At 58.1% G+C, this 22,787-nt stretch carries 20 protein-coding genes; 11 read left to right on the top strand and 9 right to left on the bottom strand.

Features of this window, described 5'->3' with window-relative positions:
- Nucleotides 1-82: 82 nt before the first annotated feature.
- The 3 genes from ACMWJS_RS12215 to ybbA all read right to left on the bottom strand — a co-directional run bounded on the left by ACMWJS_RS12215 (nt 83) and on the right by ybbA (nt 4,509).
- On the bottom strand, nt 83-1,228 hold the full coding sequence (locus ACMWJS_RS12215) for a porin (protein WP_414747128.1): 1,146 nt from the start codon (nt 1,226-1,228) through the stop codon (nt 83-85).
- Nucleotides 1,229-1,411: 183 nt separating this feature from the next.
- Nucleotides 1,412-3,826 carry a putative ABC transporter permease subunit YbbP gene (ybbP, locus tag ACMWJS_RS12220; protein WP_414747129.1) on the bottom strand — a complete coding sequence of 805 codons (2,415 nt, stop codon included), beginning with the start codon at nt 3,824-3,826 and terminating at the stop codon, nt 1,412-1,414.
- Entirely contained in the window at nt 3,823-4,509 is a 687-nt protein-coding gene (gene ybbA, locus ACMWJS_RS12225; protein WP_044597066.1) for a putative ABC transporter ATP-binding protein YbbA, read from the bottom strand. Before ybbA ends, ybbP begins: the two co-directional genes overlap by 4 nt.
- On the opposite strand from ybbA, the gene tesA reads away from it, so the two are divergent.
- Genes tesA through ACMWJS_RS12240 form a run of 3 tightly spaced genes read left to right on the top strand, consistent with a single transcriptional unit; the run spans nt 4,480 to nt 6,815 of the window.
- Complete coding sequence (gene tesA / locus ACMWJS_RS12230) at nt 4,480-5,103, top strand: multifunctional acyl-CoA thioesterase I/protease I/lysophospholipase L1 (protein WP_028015818.1); 624 nt, start codon at nt 4,480-4,482, stop codon at nt 5,101-5,103. The genes ybbA and tesA overlap by 30 nt on opposite strands.
- A 28-nt stretch (nt 5,104-5,131) precedes the next feature.
- Nucleotides 5,132-5,902 (top strand): SDR family oxidoreductase, encoded by a 771-nt coding sequence (locus ACMWJS_RS12235; protein WP_414747130.1) that lies wholly within the window; start codon nt 5,132-5,134, stop codon nt 5,900-5,902.
- A gap of 58 nt (nt 5,903-5,960) precedes the next feature.
- Entirely contained in the window at nt 5,961-6,815 is an 855-nt protein-coding gene (locus tag ACMWJS_RS12240) for a co-chaperone YbbN (protein ID WP_048030131.1), read from the top strand.
- Nucleotides 6,816-6,902: 87 nt separating this feature from the next.
- On the opposite strand, the gene fetB is transcribed toward ACMWJS_RS12240, so the two are convergent.
- Together fetB and fetA are read right to left on the bottom strand one after the other, a co-directional pair.
- Nucleotides 6,903-7,685: an iron efflux ABC transporter permease subunit FetB gene (fetB, locus tag ACMWJS_RS12245; protein WP_023617520.1), complete on the bottom strand. Its 783-nt coding sequence runs from the start codon at nt 7,683-7,685 to the stop codon at nt 6,903-6,905.
- Nucleotides 7,678-8,349 (bottom strand): iron efflux ABC transporter ATP-binding subunit FetA, encoded by a 672-nt coding sequence (gene fetA, locus ACMWJS_RS12250; protein ID WP_414747131.1) that lies wholly within the window; start codon nt 8,347-8,349, stop codon nt 7,678-7,680. The genes fetB and fetA overlap by 8 nt, the downstream gene beginning before the upstream one ends.
- A gap of 143 nt (nt 8,350-8,492) precedes the next feature.
- Here fetA and ACMWJS_RS12255 point away from each other — a divergent pair, with 143 nt between their 5' ends.
- From ACMWJS_RS12255 to ACMWJS_RS12265, 3 genes are read left to right on the top strand one after another with little or no spacing between them, the layout of a single operon-like run.
- The gene (locus ACMWJS_RS12255) at nt 8,493-9,344 is read left to right on the top strand and encodes a hypothetical protein (RefSeq protein WP_045909737.1); all 852 of its coding nucleotides are present in this window, start codon (nt 8,493-8,495) and stop codon (nt 9,342-9,344) included.
- 44 nt (nt 9,345-9,388) lie between these two features.
- Nucleotides 9,389-10,303: an SPFH domain-containing protein gene (locus tag ACMWJS_RS12260; protein WP_008499312.1), complete on the top strand. Its 915-nt coding sequence runs from the start codon at nt 9,389-9,391 to the stop codon at nt 10,301-10,303.
- The gene (locus tag ACMWJS_RS12265; RefSeq protein ID WP_063621005.1) at nt 10,300-10,752 is read left to right on the top strand and encodes an NfeD family protein; all 453 of its coding nucleotides are present in this window, start codon (nt 10,300-10,302) and stop codon (nt 10,750-10,752) included. Before ACMWJS_RS12260 ends, ACMWJS_RS12265 begins: the two co-directional genes overlap by 4 nt.
- Here the strand turns inward: ACMWJS_RS12265 and cueR are convergent.
- Nucleotides 10,749-11,159 (bottom strand): Cu(I)-responsive transcriptional regulator, encoded by a 411-nt coding sequence (cueR, locus tag ACMWJS_RS12270; protein ID WP_045909739.1) that lies wholly within the window; start codon nt 11,157-11,159, stop codon nt 10,749-10,751. The genes ACMWJS_RS12265 and cueR overlap by 4 nt on opposite strands.
- A gap of 108 nt (nt 11,160-11,267) precedes the next feature.
- Between cueR and copA the strand changes: the two genes are divergently transcribed.
- From copA to ybaK, 3 genes are all read left to right on the top strand, one after another.
- Entirely contained in the window at nt 11,268-13,766 is a 2,499-nt protein-coding gene (copA, locus tag ACMWJS_RS12275; RefSeq protein WP_343665537.1) for a copper-exporting P-type ATPase CopA, read from the top strand.
- Nucleotides 13,767-13,816: 50 nt separating this feature from the next.
- Nucleotides 13,817-14,611, top strand: coding sequence for a TraB/GumN family protein (locus tag ACMWJS_RS12280; protein WP_414747132.1), 795 nt, complete (start codon nt 13,817-13,819; stop codon nt 14,609-14,611).
- A 199-nt stretch (nt 14,612-14,810) separates the two neighbouring features.
- Nucleotides 14,811-15,290 carry a Cys-tRNA(Pro)/Cys-tRNA(Cys) deacylase YbaK gene (gene ybaK, locus ACMWJS_RS12285; protein WP_045909742.1) on the top strand — a complete coding sequence of 160 codons (480 nt, stop codon included), beginning with the start codon at nt 14,811-14,813 and terminating at the stop codon, nt 15,288-15,290.
- 90 nt (nt 15,291-15,380) lie between these two features.
- On the opposite strand, the gene ushA is transcribed toward ybaK, so the two are convergent.
- On the bottom strand, nt 15,381-17,033 hold the full coding sequence (gene ushA, locus ACMWJS_RS12290) for a bifunctional UDP-sugar hydrolase/5'-nucleotidase UshA (RefSeq protein WP_048030123.1): 1,653 nt from the start codon (nt 17,031-17,033) through the stop codon (nt 15,381-15,383).
- Nucleotides 17,034-17,194: 161 nt separating this feature from the next.
- Between ushA and ACMWJS_RS12295 the strand changes: the two genes are divergently transcribed.
- Both ACMWJS_RS12295 and ybaL read left to right on the top strand, forming a co-directional pair.
- Entirely contained in the window at nt 17,195-18,403 is a 1,209-nt protein-coding gene (locus tag ACMWJS_RS12295; RefSeq protein WP_414747133.1) for an MFS transporter, read from the top strand.
- A 230-nt stretch (nt 18,404-18,633) separates the two neighbouring features.
- On the top strand, nt 18,634-20,310 hold the full coding sequence (gene ybaL, locus ACMWJS_RS12300; protein ID WP_111967309.1) for a YbaL family putative K(+) efflux transporter: 1,677 nt from the start codon (nt 18,634-18,636) through the stop codon (nt 20,308-20,310).
- Nucleotides 20,311-20,402: 92 nt separating this feature from the next.
- Here the strand turns inward: ybaL and ACMWJS_RS12305 are convergent, their stop codons facing one another.
- Nucleotides 20,403-21,707 carry an inosine/guanosine kinase gene (locus ACMWJS_RS12305; protein WP_167214515.1) on the bottom strand — a complete coding sequence of 435 codons (1,305 nt, stop codon included), beginning with the start codon at nt 21,705-21,707 and terminating at the stop codon, nt 20,403-20,405.
- A 62-nt stretch (nt 21,708-21,769) separates the two neighbouring features.
- Nucleotides 21,770-22,732, bottom strand: a complete 963-nt coding sequence (hemH, locus tag ACMWJS_RS12310; RefSeq protein ID WP_045909746.1) for a ferrochelatase — start codon at nt 22,730-22,732, stop codon at nt 21,770-21,772.
- Nucleotides 22,733-22,787 lie beyond the last annotated feature (55 nt).

Here is a 22,787-nt window from a genome sequence, read left to right on the forward strand (position 1 = left end):
GCCGGGTGGCGGCTACGCCTTACCCGGCCTACGCGTGCATGTGTAGCCCCGGTAAGCGCAGCGCCACCGGGGAACAGACGGCTTAGAAGTCGTAACGCAGACGCACCAGGTTCATGTCGCCCAGGTTGTCGGTGCTGGAAGTGAACACGTGTTCGTAATCCACGCGGAAACCGTAATCCAGCTGGAAGCTGATACCCACGCCGTTGTCGATGCGCTGGTAGTTACGGCCGTTCACGTACTCAATGCGGTCACCCATGAAGTAAGGCTGGATGGATTTAACCGCGTACTGACCGATTGGGAATTTATAACCTGCGAAGTACTCAATACCCCACGCGTCTCCCGCAAAGTAATCGTTAACAGACACTTTTTTGGTGGTCAGGAAGTTCTGATACCAGCCGCCGCCTGCGGAGAAGGTCCAGTTGTCCGGGGTCCAGCTCAGCGCGGTACCGAGAATGTTCTGGTCGTAGGTTTTGCTGTCGCCGTTGTCCGGGTTACGCATGTCGGCGCGGGTGTAGTTCCACGCGGCGCCCCAGGTCAGGTCGGTAGTCAGGTGGTAATCCAGGCCCAGTGAACCGCCGCCTTTACGCTTGTAGCGCAGGCCGTTGCCCGGCAGGTATTCGCTGTCTTCAAACAGGTAGGATGCATAAATATCAGCATCGCCCACGGTTTTCTTATATTTCAGCATCTTACGTGAACGGTAAGAACCGTCGTAATCGCCTTTGATCCCGTTACCTGGCGCCTGACCAATCATGTCATAGTCCCAGATATCGGTTTTCGCGCCCACCACATCATAGTAAACGCTGTTCTGTTGACCGAAGGTCAGCGTACCCCAGGTGTCGCTCTTCAGACCGGTGTAGAGCATACGACGCGTTGTGTCGTGATCGCTCTCGCTGTAGTGGTTGTCCCAGTTGAACATTGCAGGGAAGTTCACACCCAGCTCGTAGTAGCTTACCCAGCTGATGTCATCAAACAGGTAGTAATCTGCAGCGAAACGGAAGCGGGTGCCGCCGTCAAAGCCGTTACGCTTGTAGCTGTTTTTACCGTCGTCGCCGGTCATGTTCTGGAACTGAGGACGAATACTGCCGCCAACGGTGAAGTTCAGGCGGCTCAGCGGGTTACCCGCCTGAGGATCCTGGTTAAGAACGGTGATTTCCGCCTGAGAAGCGAAGGTCGTTAATGCCACTGCCGCGCCGATCGTTGCCGCCAGCGCTGATTTTTTTATAGTCATTATTTTTCCTTAATAGACACGCTGCTAAATATTTAGCGGGTGAATATTAACTGGAAATAATCGGGCTGTGTGGTTGGGTTTTTAATGTTTTGTGCTACTAAATGAGTGGGTATTATCACTTTGTGCTATTTAAACACTACGCACCGGCATAAAAATCCGGCGCGTAATTATCACCATACTAAATCAACTCGCAAACTGACGGAACAGGGCTTTGCCCTTTAACAGCCGCGTGCCGAGCCAGCCTCCGCAGAGAGAAAGCAGCGCAGCGCCGCACAGAGGCAGAGTCAACCAAAGACGCCAGTCAGGCTCCCATGGGAAGTCGAAGACCTTTGTCTGCAGCACCGCCAGCGCCGTCTCTGCGCCAATGGCGGCCACCAGACCGGCCACCAGCCCCAACAGCGCAAACTCGCTCCAGAGCGTCATTCGCAGCAGCCGCTTACCGGCCCCCAGCGTGCGGTATACCACCAGCTCCTGATGGCGCTGGCGCATGCCCACCTGCACCTGGGCCAGCAGCAACAGCACGCCGCAGATCGTCACCAGCACCACCATCACCTCCAGCGCGCGGCTCACCTGCTCCAGCACCTGCCCCACCTGCTTCAGGATCGCCCCAATATCCAGCAGGCTGACCGTCGGAAACTCCCGGTTAAGCTGGGTCAGCATGCCGTTGCCATTTTCCCAGCGGAAGCTGGTCAGCCAGCTCTGGGGCTGCCCGTCCAGCGCCCCCGGCGGGAAGATAAAGAAGAAGTTGGGCCGCAGGCTTTCCCAGTCCACTTTACGCAGGCTGGTCACTTTCGCGGTGAAATCCTGGGTATCCCCTGTGAAGGTGACGCTGTCTCCCAGCTTCACGTTCAGGCGCGTCGCCAGCCCCTCCTCCATCGATACTTCTCCCGCTTTCGGCGGCCAGGTGCCGGCGGTTATCGGGTTGTGGTCAGGGCGTTTCTCCTGCCAGGTGAGGTTCAGCTCGCGGTTAAGCGACTCGTCCTTGTTCCCCTCCGTTGGCTGCCCGTTGATCTGCGTCAGACGCGCGCGAACGATGGGATAGAACGACTCAGGGATGATGTGATGCTCCGCCAGGAAGCCCTTCAGCGGCGTAACCTGCTCAGGGGCGATATTGATCAGGAAATAGTTCGGGCTTTCCGGCGGAAGCTGCTGCTGCCAGCGATCGAGCAGATCGCCGCGCAGCACCAGCAGCAGTGCCAGCAGCATAAACGACAGCGAGAACGCCGACAGCTGGCTGAGCGTAGACCAGGGCTGGTGCAGCAGACGGTTGACCGCCAGGCGCACGGGCAGGGATTTTACCGTCACCCTTTTCAGGAGGTTAAGCAGTATCCAGCCCAACACGCCGCACAGCAGCGCCAGCACAACCGCCCCGGCCAGCACCGCCCACAGCAGCGTGCTGCCGCCCATCAGCCACGCCAGCAGCCCCACCGCCACCGCAATAATCACCGGAAGGTAGAACTTCAGCGGCCAGACGTTCGCCACGACATCGTTGCGAAGCACGCGCAGCGGCTGCGTGGCGAGCAGCAGGCGGTAAGGCCGGAGCCCCACCAGCACCGAGATCACCGTCATCGCGCCCATCGCCCACAGCCACGGCCAGAGGCTGGCCGGCGGCAATGCGGCCGGGAGCACCGGTTTTAGCATCACCATCAGCAGTTTTTCAAACAGCAGCCCCATTATTCCGCCAGTCAGCGCCGACAGGACCAGCAGCATCAGCCACTGGCCGACGATCAGCTTGCGCAGCTGCGCCCGGCCCGCCCCGAGGGTTTTGAGGATCGCCACCAGGTCGTAGCGGCTGCGGCAGTAGTGCCCCATCGCCACGGCCACCGCCGCCACCGCCAGCAGCAGGGTCAACAGGGCCGACAGCAGCAGGAACTGCTGAGAGCGCTCCAGAGATTTACCGAGCGCCCCCTCGTCCTGCTCCAGCCCGTACCAGCGGTGTTCCGGTTTGAGCTGCGGCAGAAGCCATTTTTCATACGCGTCAAGCTGGGCGGGCGTGCCGCCAAATTTATAGCGCCAGGTGACGCGGCTGCCCGGCTGTACCGCATGGGTGGCCGCGACATCCGCGGTGTTCATCAGCAGGCGCGGCGCAAGCTGGAACGGGTTAAATCCGCCGTCGGGCTCCTGCACCACTTCCCCGGCAATCCTGAGGGTAGCGTCACCGACGTCGATACTGTCGCCGGGTTTCAGGTTCAGCAGCGCCATCAGACGCGATGCCAGCAGCACCGTACCGGGCATCGGCTTTAATCCCGGCGGAAGGGTCTGTAAGTCACCGTACATCGGGTAGATATCATCGACGGCCTTGACGCTCGCCAGCTGCGGCGTGTCGCCCGCGAAGGTCATGGTCTGGAAGGTGAGCTGCTCCCCCACCTTCAGCCCTTCTTTGCGCGCTGCGTCAATCCAGCCCGGCGGCACGGGACGGGAGCTTTCCAGCGCCCTGTCTCCCGCCATAAACTCCCGGCTCTGCTGGCTGAGCCCTTTTTCCATGCGGTCACTGACGCTGCCGAGCGCCAGCACGCAGGCCACCGCCAGGCTGAGCGCCAGCCAGACAATCAGCAGCGAGGGCGAGCGCCACTCGCGCCAGAACCAGCGGGTAATCATGCTTCCTCCTGCAGAACACCGTTGACCAGCCGCAGGCGACGGTCGCAGCGCGCCGCGAGCTGCGGATCGTGGGTCACGAGGATAAGCGTAGTGCCGTGCTCGCGGTTGAGCGAAAACAGCAGGTCGGCAATCCGGTCTCCGGTTTTACGGTCAAGGTTGCCGGTAGGCTCATCGGCAAACAGCACCTCAGGGCGGCCGTTAAACGCGCGGGCCAGCGCCACGCGCTGCTGCTCACCGCCGGAAAGCTGGGCGGGAAGATGGTCGAGACGTTTACCCAGACCGAGCTGTTCCAGCAGCGCCTTCGCGTGAGCGCGACTTTCACGGCTATTTTCACCGCGCAGCAGCGCAGGGAGCTCGACGTTTTCCAGGGCGTTCAGGGTCGGGATCAGCATAAAGGACTGAAAGACAAAACCAATGTGACGCGCGCGCAGCGCGGCGCGCGCCTCTTCATCAAGCTGATGCAGCGGCTGCCCGACAAGGTGTACCTCACCGCTGCTGCCGTCGTCCAGACCGGCTAAAATCGCCAGCAGCGTGGACTTACCGGAACCGGATTCGCCAATCAGCGCAATGGTTTCAGCGCGTTTGACAACGAGTTCAACTCCGGTAAGGATGGAAAGCTCGTGCTCCCCCTGACCGACGGACTTCTTAAGATGATGAACTTCAACACTGTTTTCCGCTGGCATTTGCCCTTCCTGTTTTTGATTCTGATGACTTTCCGCGCGGCGGCAGCGGACACGTTACTGGTTCTCGGCGACAGCCTGAGCGCAGGCTATCGCATGGCGGCCAGCGCGGCCTGGCCCGCTCTGCTCAATGACAAATGGCAGAGCAAAACGGCTGTAATCAACGCCAGCATTAGCGGCGACACCTCGCAGCAGGGGCTATCGCGCCTGCCTGCGCTGCTCAAACAGCATCAGCCACGGTGGGTGCTGGTTGAGCTTGGCGGTAATGATGGCCTGCGCGGTTTCCAGCCTCAGCAAACGGAGAATACGCTGCGCACCATTTTGCAGGACATCAGGGCGGCAAACGCCCAGCCGCTGCTGATGCAAATTCGCCTGCCCGCCAACTACGGTCGTCGGTATAATGAGGCCTTTAGCGCAATCTACCCCAAGCTTGCCAAAGAGTTTGATATTCCGCTGCTGCCATTTTTCATGGAAGAGGTCTATCTCAAACCCCAGTGGATGCAAGACGACGGGATCCACCCCAATCGCGATGCGCAGCCGTTTATTGCCGACTGGATGGCAACGCGGCTGGCTCCTTTAGTTAAACATGACTCCTGATTAAGCGGAGATCCTGACAGGTAAAGTTATGCAAAAATCGGTCTTAATTACAGGATGTTCCAGCGGAATCGGCCTGGAAAGCGCGCTCGAATTAAAGCGCCAGGGGTTTCGGGTTCTGGCGGCCTGCCGCAAACCCGAAGATGTCGAACGCATGAACGGTCTGGGCTTTACCGGCGTGCTGCTGGATATGGACTCGCCGGAGAGCGTTGAGCGCGCCGCAGATGAGGTGATCGCACTGACCGGTAATCGTCTGTACGGGCTGTTTAATAATGCCGGCTACGGCGTGTATGGCCCGCTGGATACCCTCTCCCGCGAAACGCTGGAGAAGCAGTTTTCGACCAACTTCTTCGGCGTGCATCAGCTCACCATGCGTCTGCTCCCCGCGATGCTGCCGCACGGTGAAGGGCGCATCGTGATGACGTCGTCGGTGATGGGACTGATTTCCACCCCGGGCCGCGGCGCCTACGCCGCCAGCAAATATGCGCTGGAGGCTTGGTCCGACGCCCTGCGCATGGAGTTACGCCACAGCGGCATTAAGGTCAGCCTGATTGAACCCGGCCCGATCCGCACCCGCTTTACCGAAAACGTTAACCAGACGCAGGCGGATAAACCGGTCGAGAACCCCGGCATCGCCGCACGTTTTACCCTCGGGCCAGAGGCGGTGGTGGCCAAAGTGCGCCATGCTTTTGAGAGTGAACATCCCAAAATGCGCTATCCGGTGACGCTGGTCACCCATGCCGTCGGCTGGTTAAAACGCCTGCTGCCGGGCCGGATAATGGACAAAATTTTACACGGTTGAGTTGAAGCGCCGACGCGCATCCCCATGTAAAGAACAAACCGACAAAAGAGAAAGCCGCATGTCCGTACAGAATATCGTCAATATCACAGAAGCTAACCTGCAACAGACGCTTGAACAGTCGATGACCAAACCGGTCCTGTTCTACTTCTGGTCTGAACGTAGCCAACACTGTCTGCAGCTGACGCCGGTGCTGGAAAGCCTTGCCGCCCAGTACAACGGTCAGTTCATTCTCGCGAAGCTGGATTGTGACGCCGAGCCGATGGTCGCGTCTCAGTTTGGTCTGCGCGCCATTCCTACCGTCTATCTGTTCCAGAACGGCCAGCCTGTTGATGGCTTCCAGGGGCCACAGCCGGAAGACGCTATCCGCGCCCTGCTGGATAAGGTGCTGCCGCGCGAAGAAGAGCTGAAAGCGCAGGAAGGCATGGCGCTGATGCAGGAAGGCAAATACGACGAGGCGCTGCCGCTGCTCAAAGAGGCATGGCAGCTGTCAAAACAGAACAGTCAGATTGGCCTGCTGCTGGCGGAAACGCAGATCGCCCTGCACCGCTCAGAAGACGCGGAAGCCGTACTCAAGACGGTTCCGCTGCAGGATCAGGACACCCGCTATCAGGGGCTGGTTGCACAAATTGAGCTGCTGAAGCAGGCGGCGGATACCCCGGAAATTCAGCAGTTGCAGCAGCAGGTTGCCGACAACCCGGCGGATGCCGCGCTGGCAAGCCAGCTGGCGCTGCAGCTGCATCAGGTTGGGCGTAACGAAGAGGCGCTTGAGCTGCTCTTCAGCCATCTGCAAAAAGATTTAGCCGCCGCAGACGGTCAGGCGCGCAAGATGTTCCAGGAGATCCTGGCCGCGCTGGGCACCGGAGACGCGCTGGCGTCGAAGTATCGTCGTCAGCTTTACGCGTTGTTGTATTGATGCACTTTGCCCGGTGACGGCTTCGCCTTACCGGGCCTACAAAAGCACGAATCGTAGGCCGGGCAAACGCAGTGCCGCCCGGCACAATCACCGCACCTTTTTCAACTGCGTCACCACCAGCTGGTGACGCGCGTTGTAGAACTTCCGATAGGTCAGGTAGCAGGCAATGATGGTGGACAGGCTTGCCGTGGAAAGCAGCATAAACGTCACCATGATCTGATACTTAATCGCTTTTACCGGATCGATACCGGCAAAAATCAGCCCCGACATCATGCCCGGCAGGCTCACCAGCCCCACCGTTTTGGCAGAATCTACCGTAGGGATCAACGATGAGCGAATGCTCTCGCGAATCAGCCGCGCCGAGGCCACTTTTGGCGTTGCCCCCAGGCTTAGTTTCTCCTGCAACTGCTGCTGTTCGCTGCTGAAACGCTGGCCGAGGTTGTTATAACAGAGACCAACGGCCACCATCGCGTTCCCCGCAATCATCCCTGAAATAGGGATAACCTGCATCGGCGTAAACTCAATCGAGCCGGAAAGTACCAGCACCGCCAGCGTGAGCGCCGTTCCGGTGGTAATCGCGATAAACGATGAAACAAACGCCTTATCGATGTATTTACTGCGCTTTTGCGCATTCCACGCCGCGTTAAAGCAGATAAAGAGCACCATCAGCAGCGTCAGCACCGCGTGGTTAACGTTGAAGATATACTTCAGCACATAGCCGACGATGATGAGCTGAATCACCGCGCGACAGATACTCCATACGATATCTTTTTCCAGCCCCAACTTTTCGCGGTAACTGACCACAATCGCAATCAGCACCAGCACCATCGAAAAGGCCAGCGATTCGTTGGTAATGTTGTGTTCACCCACGGTTTGCCTCCTGCATTTTCTCGCCGTGCGGCTGGAGCGTAATAACGTCATCCGCATGGGTTATTTCGTTAGCGTCGTGCGTCACCCACAGCACGGCAATGTTCTGCTCACGGGCGTAACGATGAATAATCTCGTTAACGTTGCGCTTGTTGACGTCATCGAGCGCGCTGGTGATTTCATCCAGCAACAACACCTTCGGTAAAAACTGCAGGTTGCGGATCAGCGAGACCCGCTGCTTTTCGCCGCCCGACAGCGCGTTGATGGATTTGCTCAGCGTCTCCTGCGCCAGGCCAAAGCGGGCCAGATCCTGAATAAACTTTTCCGGCTCCGGCGTTTTATTGCGGATTTGCCACGGGAAAATCAGGTTGTCATAGACCGTATCGCCAAAAAGCACGGGCGTTTGCACGCAGTACGAGACCTGCTGGCGATAGCTTTCCGGGGAAAGCGAGGCGATATCCTCGCCTTCAAACAGAATGGCGCCCTCCGTCGGGCTGAGGAGTGACGCCACAATCTTCAGCAGCGTGCTTTTACCACAGCCTGAGGGACCCGTGATTAATTTAAACTCGCCCGGCGACAGGCTAAACCCGACGTGCTGCAGGATCGTGTTTTCCCCGACTCGAAATCCGACATCCCTGAGCAGTAATACGTTTCTTTTATCGTTCATCGCGCTTCCGTTGACCGCTTCGTGTAATAACCGCCTGTAGCATAATCCTTTCGCCCGCACAGCGCGAATAGCCTCACGCTGAAGCAAGTGTTAAACTTTTTGTTTGCAAATTGTCACCTCCATCACTACAGGAAGTATGCGACATGGCACATATCTTTTATGAGTTTCCCTCCCTGAAGCCTGGTGTTCCTGATGTCGAAACATTAATGGAAGTCATCAAATCGTCGGAGCTCACGCGTTTTGTGATAGGTGCAGAGGTGGTGGACTTTGTTAAGAAGGCGCTCATCGTGAACACCACGATCGGCAGCTTCAAAAATTGCTATTTCGCCTTCGACAACGGAACACACTTCCTTGAATTTGACGGTGAAGGCAAATCAAAACGCTTCAATGAGGTGCCAGACTGGTTCGTCTCTCCGGCGGAATTTTCACGCACCCAGTGGCTTATCAACCACAATCTTGCGGATGTGAAAGCCACACAGTTCATTGACGTCCTGATGTCCTACCCGCTGAAAGCGCGCCGCGCGCACTGCAATTTGCTGTTCGGACTGGAGCTGGAAAAGGTGAACGCGGTTCCGGCCGCGGCGTCAGCGGCAGGTAAAATCGGCAATAAAAACGGTAAAACCACCAAGCCCCGCGTCACCGATCTGGGCTCGTTCGAGCTGTTCAGCCAGTTCTTTGCGCGCATGAAAACCGCCGTGCTGGCCGATGAGTTCCCGACTCTGCAGATCCTGACGGGCATGGATAACCTGGCAAAAGCGCCGCATAATTTAAAGCAGGGCATCAGAACCTGGTTTAAAGCCATCGCGGGCGACCTTCCACCGAATAACAAACGCGTTGAAGCGGGGAATGCCGTTCTGTTCTGCGCCCCCATTCGCGAACAGATCCAGCGTATCGAAGCGCTGGGGCTGGAGAATTACTACCAGGGATTATCGAAAGCCATTGCTGAAGCGGGTGATGGATTCATCTCTGACTTTACCTATACTTACGAGCAATAAACACACACTTTCACTCGCCACAGCATGCAAAACAGGAGGTTTTTATGCTTATCGTTGTTCCCGTCCTTATTTTCGTTGCGCTGGTTATCGTAGGCGCCGGCGTCAAAATTGTCCCTCAGGGTTATCAGTGGACCGTCGAGCGTTTCGGCCGATACACCAACACACTCCAGCCAGGCTTAAGCCTGATTGTTCCGTTCATGGACAGAATTGGTCGCAAGATCAACATGATGGAGCAGGTTCTGGACATTCCGTCCCAGGAAGTGATCTCCAAGGATAACGCCAACGTCACCATCGACGCCGTCTGCTTTATTCAGGTGATTGACGCGCCGAAAGCGGCCTATGAGGTCAGCAACCTGGAGCTGGCGATCGTCAACCTGACGATGACCAACATCCGTACCGTACTCGGCTCGATGGAGCTGGACGAGATGCTTTCCCAGCGCGACAGCATCAACACCCGCCTGCTGCACATTGTCGACGAGGCAACGAACCCGTGGGGGATCAAAGTTACCCGCATCGAGATCCGCGACGTGCGCCCGCCGGCGGAGCTGATCGCCTCCATGAACGCCCAGATGAAAGCCGAGCGAACCAAGCGCGCCTATATTCTGGAAGCCGAAGGGGTACGCCAGGCGGAGATCCTCAAAGCGGAAGGGGAAAAACAGTCGCAGATCCTGAAAGCGGAAGGTGATCGTCAGTCCGCGTTCTTGCAGGCGGAAGCCCGCGAGCGTTCCGCCGAAGCGGAAGCCCGCGCGACCCAGATGGTGTCGGAGGCGATTGCCGCCGGTGATATTCAGGCCGTGAACTACTTTGTCGCGCAAAAATATACCGACGCGCTGAAAGAGATTGGATCGGCGAATAACAGCAAAGTGGTGATGATGCCGCTGGATGCCAGCAGCCTGATGGGCTCTATCGCGGGCATAGCCGAACTGATCAAGGACAGCGGAAACGAGCGTAAAAAATGATTGAGCTCATCGTTGCACATCCTCATGCCTTCTGGCTAAGCCTCGGCGGCTTATTGCTGGCGGCGGAGATGCTGGGCGGCAACGGCTACCTGCTCTGGAGCGGTGTTGCCGCCGTCATTACCGGTCTTCTGGTCTGGATCCTTCCCCTGGACTGGGCGTGGCAGGGCGCGCTGTTTGCCGTGCTGACGCTGGTGGCCGCCTGGCTGTGGTGGCGCTGGCTCAACCGGCGGGTTAACGAGCAGAAACCGGTGGACGCCCACCTTAACCAGCGCGGACAGCAGATTGTCGGCAAGCGTTTTACGCTCGACAGCACGCTGGTGAACGGACGTGGGCACATGCGGGTAGGCGACAGTTCGTGGCCGGTCGTGGCCGACGATGACCTCAGCGCCGGCACGCGGGTGGAGGTCATCGCGGTGGAGGGCATTACCCTGCGGGTAAAAGCCTGCTAAGCGTGGGTTTTGCGGTGGCAGCAGCCGGCAAGGTTATCGATAATCGGGCAGTCGGCGCTGTCATCCCCCGGACAGGACGCCGCAAGCTGCAGCAGCTGTTCGCGCATCGCCTGTAGCTCGACGATGTGGCGTTCAATTTCGGCCACCTTTTCCAGCGTGCGTTTTTTCACGTCGGCGCTGTGACGCTTTGGATCGTTGAACAGGTTAACCAGCTCGCCGCACTCTTCCAGATTAAAACCGACCTGTCTTGCCTGGCGCAGCAGCGTCAGTTCATCCAGATGCAGCTGCGTGTAGCTACGGTAGCCGTTTTCACTGCGCAGCGGCGGCGTCACCAGCCCCTTCTCTTCATAAAAGCGAATCGCTTTGCTGGTTAAGCCGGTTTTTTTTGCCACATCACTGATATTCACATTTCCCCCTTGACCTTCCCCTTGATGGAAGGTTTAACCTTCATAACAGTTAGTGAAAAGCGTTACTCCGGTCAACAACTGACCAAAATATTATACGGGAGTTTTGTTATGTCTCACACTATTGACCTGACGCTGGACGGCCTCTCCTGCGGCCACTGCGTCAAACGCGTTAAAGAAAGCCTGGAACAGCGCCCTGATGTGGAAAGCGCTGATGTGACTATCGATCATGCGGCCGTGACCGGCAGCGCCAGCGCGGATGCGCTGATTGATACCATCAAGCAGGCCGGTTACGGGGCGGAGTTAAGCCACCCAAAGGCTAAACCGCTGGCAGAGTCATCATCCCCGTCGGAAGCACTGACAGCGGCCACTCCTGAGCTTCCGGCAGCGGATGATATTGATGACAGCCAACAGCTGCTGATCAACGGCATGAGCTGCGCCAGTTGCGTCTCCCGGGTACAAAACGCCCTGCAGGCGGTACCGGGCGTCGCGCAGGCACGGGTGAATCTTGCGGAGCGCACTGCGCTGGTGATGGGCAGCGCCTCCGCCGCAGAATTAGTGCAGGCCGTTGAAAAAGCGGGCTACGGCGCGGAGGCCATCGAAGATGATGCCGAACGCCGCGAGCGCCAGCAGGAAACGGCTATCGCCACCATGAAGCGCTTCCGCTGGCAGGCGATTGTCGCCCTGCTGGTCGGTATTCCGGTGATGGTGTGGGGCATGCTCGGCGACAACATGATGGTCACCGACGACAACCGCACGCTGTGGCTGGTGATTGGTTTGATTACCCTTGCGGTGATGGTGTTCGCAGGCGGACATTTCTATACCAGCGCCTGGAAGAGCCTGAAAAACCGCACCGCGACGATGGATACCCTGGTCGCCCTCGGTACCGGCGCGGCATGGCTCTATTCGATGAGCGTGAACGTCTGGCCCCAGTGGTTCCCGATGGAAGCGCGGCATCTCTATTACGAAGCGAGCGCGATGATTATCGGCCTGATTAACTTAGGCCATATGCTGGAAGCCCGCGCCCGCCAGCGCTCCTCGAAAGCGCTGGAAAGATTGCTCGATTTAACCCCACCGACGGCCCGCGTGGTCACGGACGAAGGGGAGAAAAGCGTCCCGCTGGCGGAAGTTCAGCCCGGCATGACGCTGCGCCTGACGACGGGCGATCGCGTTCCCGTTGACGGTAAGATAACCCAGGGCGAAGCCTGGCTGGATGAAGCGATGCTGACCGGGGAGCCTATCCCTCAGCAGAAATCAGACGGCGACGCCGTGCATGCCGGTACGGTCGTGCAGGACGGCAGCGTGCTGTTCACCGCCAGCGCCGTCGGCAGCCACACGACGCTGTCGCGTATTATTCGCATGGTGCGCCAGGCGCAGAGCAGTAAACCAGAAATTGGCCAGCTTGCTGATAAAATCTCGGCCATTTTTGTGCCGGTGGTGGTCGGCATTGCCCTGCTGAGTGCGGCGATCTGGTACTTCTTCGGCCCGGCGCCGCAGATTGTGTATACCCTGGTGATCGCCACCACGGTGCTGATCATCGCCTGCCCTTGCGCCCTTGGTCTGGCGACGCCGATGTCGATCATCTCCGGCGTAGGCCGCGCGGCCGAATTTGGCGTGCTGGTGCGGGACGCGGACGCGCTGCAGCGGGCCAGCACCCTGGACACGCTGGTGTTTGATAAAACCGGCACGCTGACGGAAGGTAAACCGCAGGTGGTCGCCGTCCACACAGTGGGCATTTCGGAAGAGGATGCACTGCGTCTCGCCGCCGCGCTGGAGCAAGGCTCCAGCCATCCGCTGGCGCGCGCCATTCTTGATAAAGCCAATGCGTCTGCCCTGCCGCAGGTGAACCAGTTCCGCACCCTGCGCGGGCTCGGCGTGAGCGGTGAAGCAGAAGGCCACGCGCTGCTGCTGGGCAACCAGGCGTTGCTCAATGAAAACGGCATTGATACCGCCGCGCTGGACAGTGAGCTCAAGGCGCAGGCGTCACAGGGCGCCACCCCGGTTCTGCTGGCGGTGGATGGCAAAGCCGCCGCGCTGCTGGCCGTGCGCGATCCGCTTCGCCAGGACAGCGTGGATGCCTTACAGCGTCTGCACCGTGCGGGATATCGTCTGGTGATGTTGACCGGGGATAACCCGACCACCGCCAACGCCATCGCGAAAGAAGCCGGTATTGATGAGGTGATTGCGGGCGTACTGCCGGATGGCAAAGCGGACGCCATTAAAAACCTGCAACGCCAGGGCCGTCAGGTGGCAATGGTCGGCGACGGCATCAACGATGCCCCGGCGCTGGCCCAGGCGGATGTGGGGATCGCGATGGGCGGCGGGAGCGACGTGGCCATCGAAACCGCGGCCATCACGCTGATGCGCCACAGCCTGATGGGCGTGGCCGATGCGCTGGCCATTTCGAAAGCTACGCTGCGCAACATGAAGCAGAACCTGCTGGGGGCGTTTATCTACAACTCGCTCGGTATTCCGATTGCTGCCGGTATTTTGTGGCCGCTGACCGGCACGCTGCTTAATCCGGTGGTCGCGGGTGCGGCGATGGCGCTCTCCTCCATCACCGTGGTCAGCAACGCCAACCGGCTGTTGCGCTTTAAACCGAAGGATTGAACCTTGTACCCGTACGCGCTAGCATGAACCTTTCCGTTTATGGAGCGCGTATGGGTCTGTTTCATCGTATAAAAACATCGTTTCGCGCCCTTTTCCCTCGCCGTTACGCCTGGCCCGGTCTGGATATCTCGCTTCCCGGCGGGCAACACCTGCACCTGGTCGGCAGCATCCATATGGGCACGCAGGATATGTCTCCCCTGCCTTCCGGCCTGATTAAACTGCTGAAACACGCCGATGCGCTGGTCGTTGAGGCGGACATTTCGGGTCAGGAGTCACCGTTTGCCGGGCTCGAGAGCGATCTCACCCTGGCGGAGCGCCTGGATGAAGCTCAGCTTGCGGAACTGACGCGCGTCGCCGAGGAAACCGGCGTCTCGCTCTCCATGATTGACACCCTGCCGCTGTGGCAAATCGCGATGGTACTGCAGGCCACCCAGGCGCAGCGTCTGGGCCTGCGCGGTGACTACGGCATTGATTACCAGCTGCTTAACGTGGCAAGGGCGCGCAGCCTGCCCATCATCGAGCTGGAAGGAACAGACAGCCAGATTGCGCTCCTGCGACAGCTTCCCGACGACGGTCTGATGCTACTGGATGATACGCTGACCCACTGGCACACCAACGCGCGCCTGCTGCAGACCATGATTGGCTGGTGGCTGGATGCACCGCCCGCGGACGGCAGGCTGGCGTTACCGTCGACGTTCAGCGAATCGCTGTATGATGTGCTGATGAATGCGCGCAATAAAGCCTGGCGGCAGACGCTGCATGCCTTACCTGCGGGGCGTTACGTGGTGGCGGTCGGGGCATTACATTTGTACGGAGAAGGGAACTTGCCGTCGTTGCTGAAATAAAAAAATGGCCAATATTTCTATTGGCCCGTCAAAGAGGAATTTCATCGTTTTTATTATGCCGAAGGAGACCTTCGGTTGAGCCGATTGTCGCTCAAAGTGACCATCACTGCCAACACTATTGCGCAAGATGGTGCTATTTTTTAGACAAACGTCAGGCGTATGCTGTTGGCATGATTTGTCTGTCGTAAGAAGGATAGCTATGACTCCCGCCGTTAAATTACTCGAAAAAAACAACATTTCTTTCCGGATCCACACCTACGATCACGATCCGAATGAAACCAACTTTGGTGATGAAGTGGTGCGTAAGCTGGGGCTGAACGCGGACCAGGTTTATAAAACGCTGCTGGTGGCGGTGAACGGCGATATGAAGCACCTCGCCGTGGCGGTGACGCCCGTGGCAGGACAGCTGGACCTTAAGAAAGTCGCCAAAGCGCTGGGGGCGAAGAAGGTGGATATGGCAGATCCGATGGTGGCGCAGCGCACCACGGGCTACCTGGTGGGCGGCATCAGTCCACTCGGGCAGAAAAAACGCCTGCCGACGCTGATCGATGCCCCTTCACAGGAATTTGACACCATCTTTATCTCCGGCGGCAAGCGCGGGCTGGATATTGAGCTGGCCGCGGGCGATCTGGCGAAAATGCTGGACGCGAAGTTTGCGGATATTGCCCGCCGGGAGTAAAAAAAGCCGGGTGGCGGCTACGCCTTACCCGGCCTACATTTTGCACCCGTAGGCCCGGTAAGCGCAGCGCCACCGGGCAACACAACGGCACTACTGCCAGCTCACCTCGCCTTTCGGCTCATACGCATTCACGTCAATCGGTGAATTCTGTTCGATATACTGCTTCAGCACTTCCGCGTCGATAAAGCCGGTGTTCACGTATCCCGGTTTATTATCAATATGCGGATAGCCGTCGCCGCCGGTAGCGTTAAAGCTCAACGTCGCCAGACGGTAGGTTTTAGCCGGGTCAACCGGTTCGCCTTTGATCTTCAGGTCGTTAAGCTTGCCGTCTTTCGCTACGAAGCTCACGTTGGCAAACTGCGGATAGGCCCCGGAATCCGGCTTCATCTGCGCCACGGCGGTCAGGTAGTCAATGACCTCTTTCCCGCTCATGTCGGCATAAACCACCACGTTACCGAACGGCTGCACCTTCAGAACGTCTTTATAGGTGATGTTTCCACCTTCGATGGAATCACGAATGCCACCGCCGCTCATTACGCCAAAATCAGCCCCGGTGCGCGCCATTTGCGCCGCCAGCACCAGGTGGCCCATGTTGGTCTGCACGAAGCGAACTTTACTGCGGTCCCCCTCCAGACGACCGTTCAGCGTACCGATTTTCACATCCAGCTGCGCCTTGCCTTTGTTCTGGAACGGCGTCAGCAGGGAGAGCATCTGCTGGTTTTCTGGAATCTCTGGGGTGTAAAGTACGCGCTCGCTTTTCCCGTCAGGGTAAGTGACTTTCTTCTTCAGGTTGACCGGAATGAGTTGGTAGTGGACCAGCTTCATCTCGCCGTTACGGAACTCAAAGTCTGCCCGCCCCACGTATTTGCCCCACTCGTGCGCCTGCACAATCCAGATACCGTTTTGACGGTCTGGCGCACACGGTGTGCCCGGGACGTAGTCCACCTGCTTTTTGTTCTCGGATGCCATGCACACCGGATCCTGTGAGTGACCACCCACAATCATCGCCAGAGAGCCCGCAGGCAGGCTGCGCGCCATCTCAACGTCACCGGGCGCGTTAGAGCCGTGCTCACCGTTGTCGTAGTGCCCCATGTGCGTGGTGGCGATAATCACGTCCGGCTTTTCGTTTTGCTGCAGCTCCTGAATCACCAGCTTCGCTTCGTCCGCCGGTTTGCGGAATTCGATATCGGTGAAGAACTCAGGGTTGCCAATTTTCGCCGTATCGTCGGTGGTTAAGCCGATGACCGCGATCTTCAGATCCTGACGCTTAAACAGCGCCCACGGCTTAAACAGGCGCTCGCCGGTACTTTTCTGGTAAATATTGGCGGAGAGGAACGGGAATTTGGCCCATTTTTCCTGCTGACGGAGTACGGTCAGCGGATTATCAAATTCATGGTTACCGACGGCCATCGCGTCGTAGCCAATCAGATTCATGCCGCGAAAGTCGGGTTCGGCGTCCTGCAAATCGGATTCCGGCACGCCGGTGTTGATATCGCCGCCTGAGAGCAGCAGCACGCTGCCGCCCTGGGCTGCGACCTCTTTACGAATGCCGTCCACCAGCGTTTTTTGTGCCGAGAGGCCATATTCGCCGTATTCACTGCGCCAGAAATGACCGTGGTGGTCGTTGGTATGCAGAATGGTAATTTTATAGGTTTTGTCTTTTTCATACGCCTGCGCGGGCAGGCTTACCAGCCCCCACGCCGCGATGAGCGCCAGCGCGACGCCCCGCTTCATTAACTTCATCTTCTCTCTCCCTGACCAATAGACAAAGGCAGAAATTACAGTGACTAATAAGAATAGACAAATAAGTTTTCATAATTGCGACTTTCTTCAAATGTCGCAGGCGGGTATGTTAGTCGGATAATAATTACTCCCTGCACTTCTGCTAACAAAACGTGGTATTTATGGCAATCAGTGAATCAACCCAGCCCGTTCCGGGCGCGTCTGCGTCGCGCACCTCCTTTAAAATCTTAGGCGCAATCAGTCTTTCACACCTGCTCAACGACATGATCCAGTCGTTGATTCTGGCAATTTATCCGCTGCTGCAGTCCGAGTTTTCGTTAACCTTCGTGCAGATCGGGATGATCACCCTGACCTTCCAGCTGGCTTCCTCGCTGCTGCAGCCGGTGGTGGGCTACTGGACGGATAAATACCCGATGCCGTGGTCGCTGCCGATCGGCATGTGCTTTACCCTAAGCGGTCTGGTGCTGCTCGCCATGGCCGGGAGTTTTGAAGCCGTGCTGATCGCCGCCGCGCTGGTGGGTACCGGCTCGTCCGTGTTCCATCCGGAGTCCTCCCGCGTGGCGCGGATGGCGTCCGGTGGTCGTCACGGCCTGGCGCAGTCACTTTTCCAGGTGGGCGGTAACTTTGGTAGCTCTCTCGGCCCGCTGCTGGCCGCGGTGATTATTGCCCCTTACGGTAAAGGCAACGTGGCGTGGTTTGTGCTGGCCGCGCTGCTGGCGATTATTGTGCTGGCGCAGATCAGCCGCTGGTATGCCGCTCAGCATCGCGTCAATAAAGGAAAACCTAAAGCGAAGGTTATCAATCCCCTGCCGCGCAATAAGGTTATCCTGGCGGTGGCCGTCCTGTTGGTGCTGATTTTCTCGAAATACTTCTATATGGCGAGCATCAGCAGCTATTACACCTTTTATCTGATGCAAAAATTCGGATTATCAGTACAAAATGCGCAGATTCACCTGTTTGCCTTCCTGTTCGCCGTTGCGGCCGGTACGGTCATTGGCGGGCCTGTGGGGGATAAGATTGGGCGTAAATATGTCATTTGGGGCTCTATCCTCGGCGTAGCGCCCTTTACCCTCATTTTGCCGTACGCCAGCCTTGAATGGACGGGAATTTTAACCGTGATTATTGGTTTTATCCTCGCTTCCGCGTTTTCCGCCATTCTGGTTTATGCTCAGGAGCTGCTGCCTGGCCGTATCGGTATGGTTTCCGGACTCTTTTTCGGTTTTGCCTTCGGCATGGGCGGGCTGGGTGCAGCGGTGTTAGGGATGGTTGCGGATCACACCAGCATCTTCCTGGTTTATAAAATCTGCGCTTTCCTGCCACTTCTTGGGATGTTGACCATATTCCTGCCTGATAACCGCCACAAAGCGTGAATTACGGGCAGCCAAAGTGTGACGTTGGCTGCCTGACACCCTGATGCCATAAGGGTTTCTTCTTTCTCCTCTCGCTGAATTTATCAAAATGCGATTTTTTACGCGCATATTGCTGTTTTATTCAAACTTCAACAATTATTCATAAACATAAGAGTAAAAATTGTCATAAACTATTACTCGGTTTTTTGGTTTTTCACCAAAAAGGAACACCCACAACGAAAGGAGACGGAATGCACCACGCCACACCGCTTATCACCACCATTGTTGGTGGACTTGTGCTCGCTTTTATCCTCGGCATGATTGCCAATAAACTGCGTATTTCTCCTCTTGTCGGCTATCTGCTGGCAGGTGTGCTGGCGGGACCGTTTACGCCAGGCTTCGTTGCGGATACCAAACTGGCCCCTGAACTGGCGGAATTGGGCGTGATTCTGCTGATGTTTGGCGTCGGTCTGCACTTTTCCCTGAAGGATTTGATGGCGGTAAAGTCGATTGCCATACCGGGAGCGATCGCCCAGATAGGGGTGGCGACGCTGCTTGGGATGGCGCTTTCGTCCGTGCTGGGCTGGTCGTTAATGACCGGTATCGTATTTGGGCTGTGTCTCTCAACCGCCAGTACCGTGGTGCTGCTGCGCGCGCTTGAGGAGAGACAGCTGATTGACAGCCAGCGCGGGCAGATCGCGATTGGCTGGCTGATTGTTGAAGATCTGGTCATGGTCCTGACGCTGGTGCTGCTGCCCGCCGTCGCCGGAATGATGGAAAAAGACAACGTCGGCTTCGCCTCGCTGGCGCTGGATATGAGCATCACCATCGGTAAAGTGGTGGCGTTTATCGCCATCATGATGCTGGTGGGCCGCCGTCTGGTACCGTGGATCATGTCCCGCAGCGCGGCGACCGGCTCCCGCGAGCTGTTCACCCTCTCCGTGCTGGCGCTGGCGCTGGGCATCGCCTTTGGTGCCGTTGAGCTGTTTGATGTCTCCTTTGCCCTGGGCGCGTTCTTCGCCGGGATGGTGCTGAACGAATCCGAGCTGAGCCACCGTGCGGCGCACGATACGCTGCCGCTGCGCGATGCGTTTGCCGTGCTGTTCTTCGTCTCCGTCGGGATGCTGTTTGACCCGCTGGTGCTGATCCAGCAGCCGCTGGCCGTGCTGGGCACGCTGGCGATCATTATTTTTGGTAAGTCGCTCGCCGCCTTCTTCCTGGTGCGAATGTTCGGTCACTCACCGCGGACGGCGCTGACCATTGCCGCCAGCCTGGCGCAGATTGGCGAGTTCGCCTTTATTCTGGCCGGTCTGGGCATGGCCCTGAACCTGCTGCCGCAGGCCGGACAAAACCTGGTGCTGGCGGGGGCGATCCTGTCGATTATGCTGAACCCGGTCCTGTTTGCCCTGCTGGAAAAATACCTCGACAAAACCGAAACGCTGGAAGAGCAGACGCTCGAAGAGGCCATCGAAGAAGAGAAGCAGATCCCGGTGGATATCTGCAATCACGCCCTGCTGGTCGGCTTTGGCCGCGTGGGCAGCCTGCTCGGCGAGAAGCTGATGGCGCAGGGTATTCCGCTGGTGGTGATTGAAACCTCACGCACCCGGGTCGACGAGCTGCGCGAGCGCGGTATTCGCGCGGTGCTGGGCAATGCGGCAAACGAAGAGATCATGAATCTGGCGCATCTGGACTGCGCCCGCTGGCTGCTGCTCACCATACCCAACGGCTATGAAGCGGGTGAGATTGTGGCCTCCGCTCGCGCGAAGTGCCCAACGATTGAGATTATCGCCCGGGCGCACTATGACGACGAGGTGGAGTACATTACCGAGCGCGGTGCAGATAAGGTGGTGATGGGCGAGCGCGAGATTGCTAACACCATGCTGACGCTGCTGGAGAAACCGCCGGTTGAAGAGGCGGTGACGGGGTAGGTTTGGTGCGGCCTGATGCCCTCACCCTGGCCCTCTCCCACGGGGAGAGGGAACAAACATTAAAAAAGGCAACTTACGTTGCCTTTTTACATTTACCGATCCCAATACGCCTCTTCGAGGCTGTCTTCCCGTTCCGGCAGGCCACGCGTTAAGCGCGGTGAGTGCTGGTTCAGCACCTGATAGCTTACGCGGTTGGCGTACTTGCACACCTGCGCCAGCGACGAATAGGTCAGCCAGCTGAACTTATGCTTGCTGGAATTCGGCACGTTGGTTTTGTGGTAGGCATTGGCGGTAATGTCGTGCAGCAGCGCGGCCAGCGCGCCGTCGCCTGCGCCGTTGGTGTTCATGATCTTCTCCGGACCGCCCATGTAGGGGGCGATGTGAGAATAAATACGCAGCGGATTCACGCAATCCTTGTAACGCATGCCGCGGCTGAACTCGTACTGGTTAAACTCGGCAATCGCGCCGGGCAGCAGCGGATGCTGGGTTTTGCGTTTGCTCTCTTCCTCCGTGAAGCCGGCCATATACAGTCCGACAGGGCCCGCGGTGCAGAGCACCAGATCCACCCAGTCCAGCGCTTTATCGGACGCCAGCAGCGGATCGCTTTCACCAGTCAGCGCTTCGGCCTCCTCTTCGTTCATCGCCAGAATCGAGACGTGCTCTTTCAGGAACGCCTGCCACCACTCCGGGTTATCGGCAATCACGAATTTGGTGCCCAGCGTCAGAACGACCGGCACGTCGTACTTCTTCGCGTACTCAATCGCCTTCATGGTCGCTTCAGGCATCGGCTCGCCCGGCTTGCATCGCACCAGGTAGGAGGTCAGCACCAGCGCCGAGGCGCCCGCAATCACCTCTTCGGGAATGCTTTCCGCGCGCAGCTTGTTCATATGCCCAGGACTGATGGCAAAGGTCCGCTCGCCGGATTCGCCGATCAGCGTAAAGCAGCGGCCAATCGGGCCGTCGACGCCCTGAAGATAGTTCAGATCGGTACGGCTGGAGGTGTTGCACAGATAGCGGTAGGCATAGCCACCAATTTCGATATTGCTGCACATCACGCCGAGCAGCACCGAGCGGTCGTCGGCCAGCACGGAGTAGTTGTGCATGGTATTGCCGATGGTGCCACCGGCGAACTGATGGGTAATCAGGTTTTCGCGCACCAGCTCCTGGTACAGCGCTTCGGCAACGTTATCCTCAATCACCAGCGAGTGCCCGGCGCTCAGACCGTAACGGGCGACAAACGCATCATCCACTTTCGCCTCAATGTCCACCAGCGTCTGATCGATACCGACGACCCACGCCGCGCTGGTTTCATTTTCTGGCTGGATTTGCTGCAGGAGCGGATCGCGGGCATCGACGGGGAAGTAGTGTTTGGATTTACGTTTACCGGGAAATTTCATGGTCTGAACTGTACGAAGAATATGGGCCGGGAATGGTAGCACAAACCCGGCCCGGAGTGCGATCAGCGGCTGTTCGTCACCAGTGAGACCATCATGTCGATATGCTCAGGCGAGTCGTTAAGCGCCGGAATGTACTCGTACTTTTCGCCGCCAGCCTCCAGGAAAAATTCCCGGTTTTGCACCGCGATCTCCTCCAGCGTTTCCAGACAGTCTGCCGAGAAGCCCGGCGACATCACCTGAATATGCTTCACGCCCTTCTCGCCGAGCATTTTGAGGGTTTCATCAGTGTACGGCGTCAGCCACGGCTCGCGGCCGAAGCGCGACTGGAAGGTCATCATCACCTTCTCCGGCGGCAGGCCAAGGGCGGAGACCAGTTCGCGGGTGGTATCGCGGCAGCGCTGCGGGTAATCATCACCCTCGTTAGCGAAACGCTGCGGGATCCCGTGATAGGAGAGCAGCAGCAGATCCGGCTCACCGTGCTTTTCAAACGACGCGCGCGCGCTGTTAGCAAGCGCCTTGATGTAGAGCTCGTTATCCGCGTAGTCGCGAATAAAGGTCACGCCCGGAATGCGGCGGCGGGTTGCCAATATGCGCGCCAGCTCGTCCCAGACGGCGGCCACCGTCGAGCAGGAGTACTGCGGGTAGAGCGCCAGCACCACGATATGGTCCACGCCCTGCGCCAGCAGGGATTCTACCGCGCTTTCCAGAGAGGGTTTGCCGTAGCTCATGCCGAGCGCGACGGGCATCTCCGGCAGGCGGGCGGCCAGCGCTTTTTCCTGGCGACGGCTGTAGACCATTAGCGGCGAGCCCTCTTCCATCCATACGGACTGATAGAGTTTGGCGACGCGCGGAGAACGAATCGGCAGAATGACGCCACGCAGCAGCGGCCACCACAGCAGTCGCGGAAAATCCACGACGCGCGTGTCGCTTAAAAATTGTCGCAGGTAGCGTTTTACCGCGTCTGATGTAGGTGCTTCTGGAGTGCCCAGATTGGCAAGCAGGATGCCGGTTTTCGCCTGACTCATTCACGCCTCTTAACCATTTGAATGGTTGTCAATTGTAGCGGAAATGCGTTTAAAC

Origin of the sequence: Enterobacter sp. HK-058-C-ECC, assembly GCF_047531125.1 — a bacterium.
GTDB classification, from domain to species: Bacteria; Pseudomonadota; Gammaproteobacteria; order Enterobacterales; family Enterobacteriaceae; genus Enterobacter; species Enterobacter quasiroggenkampii.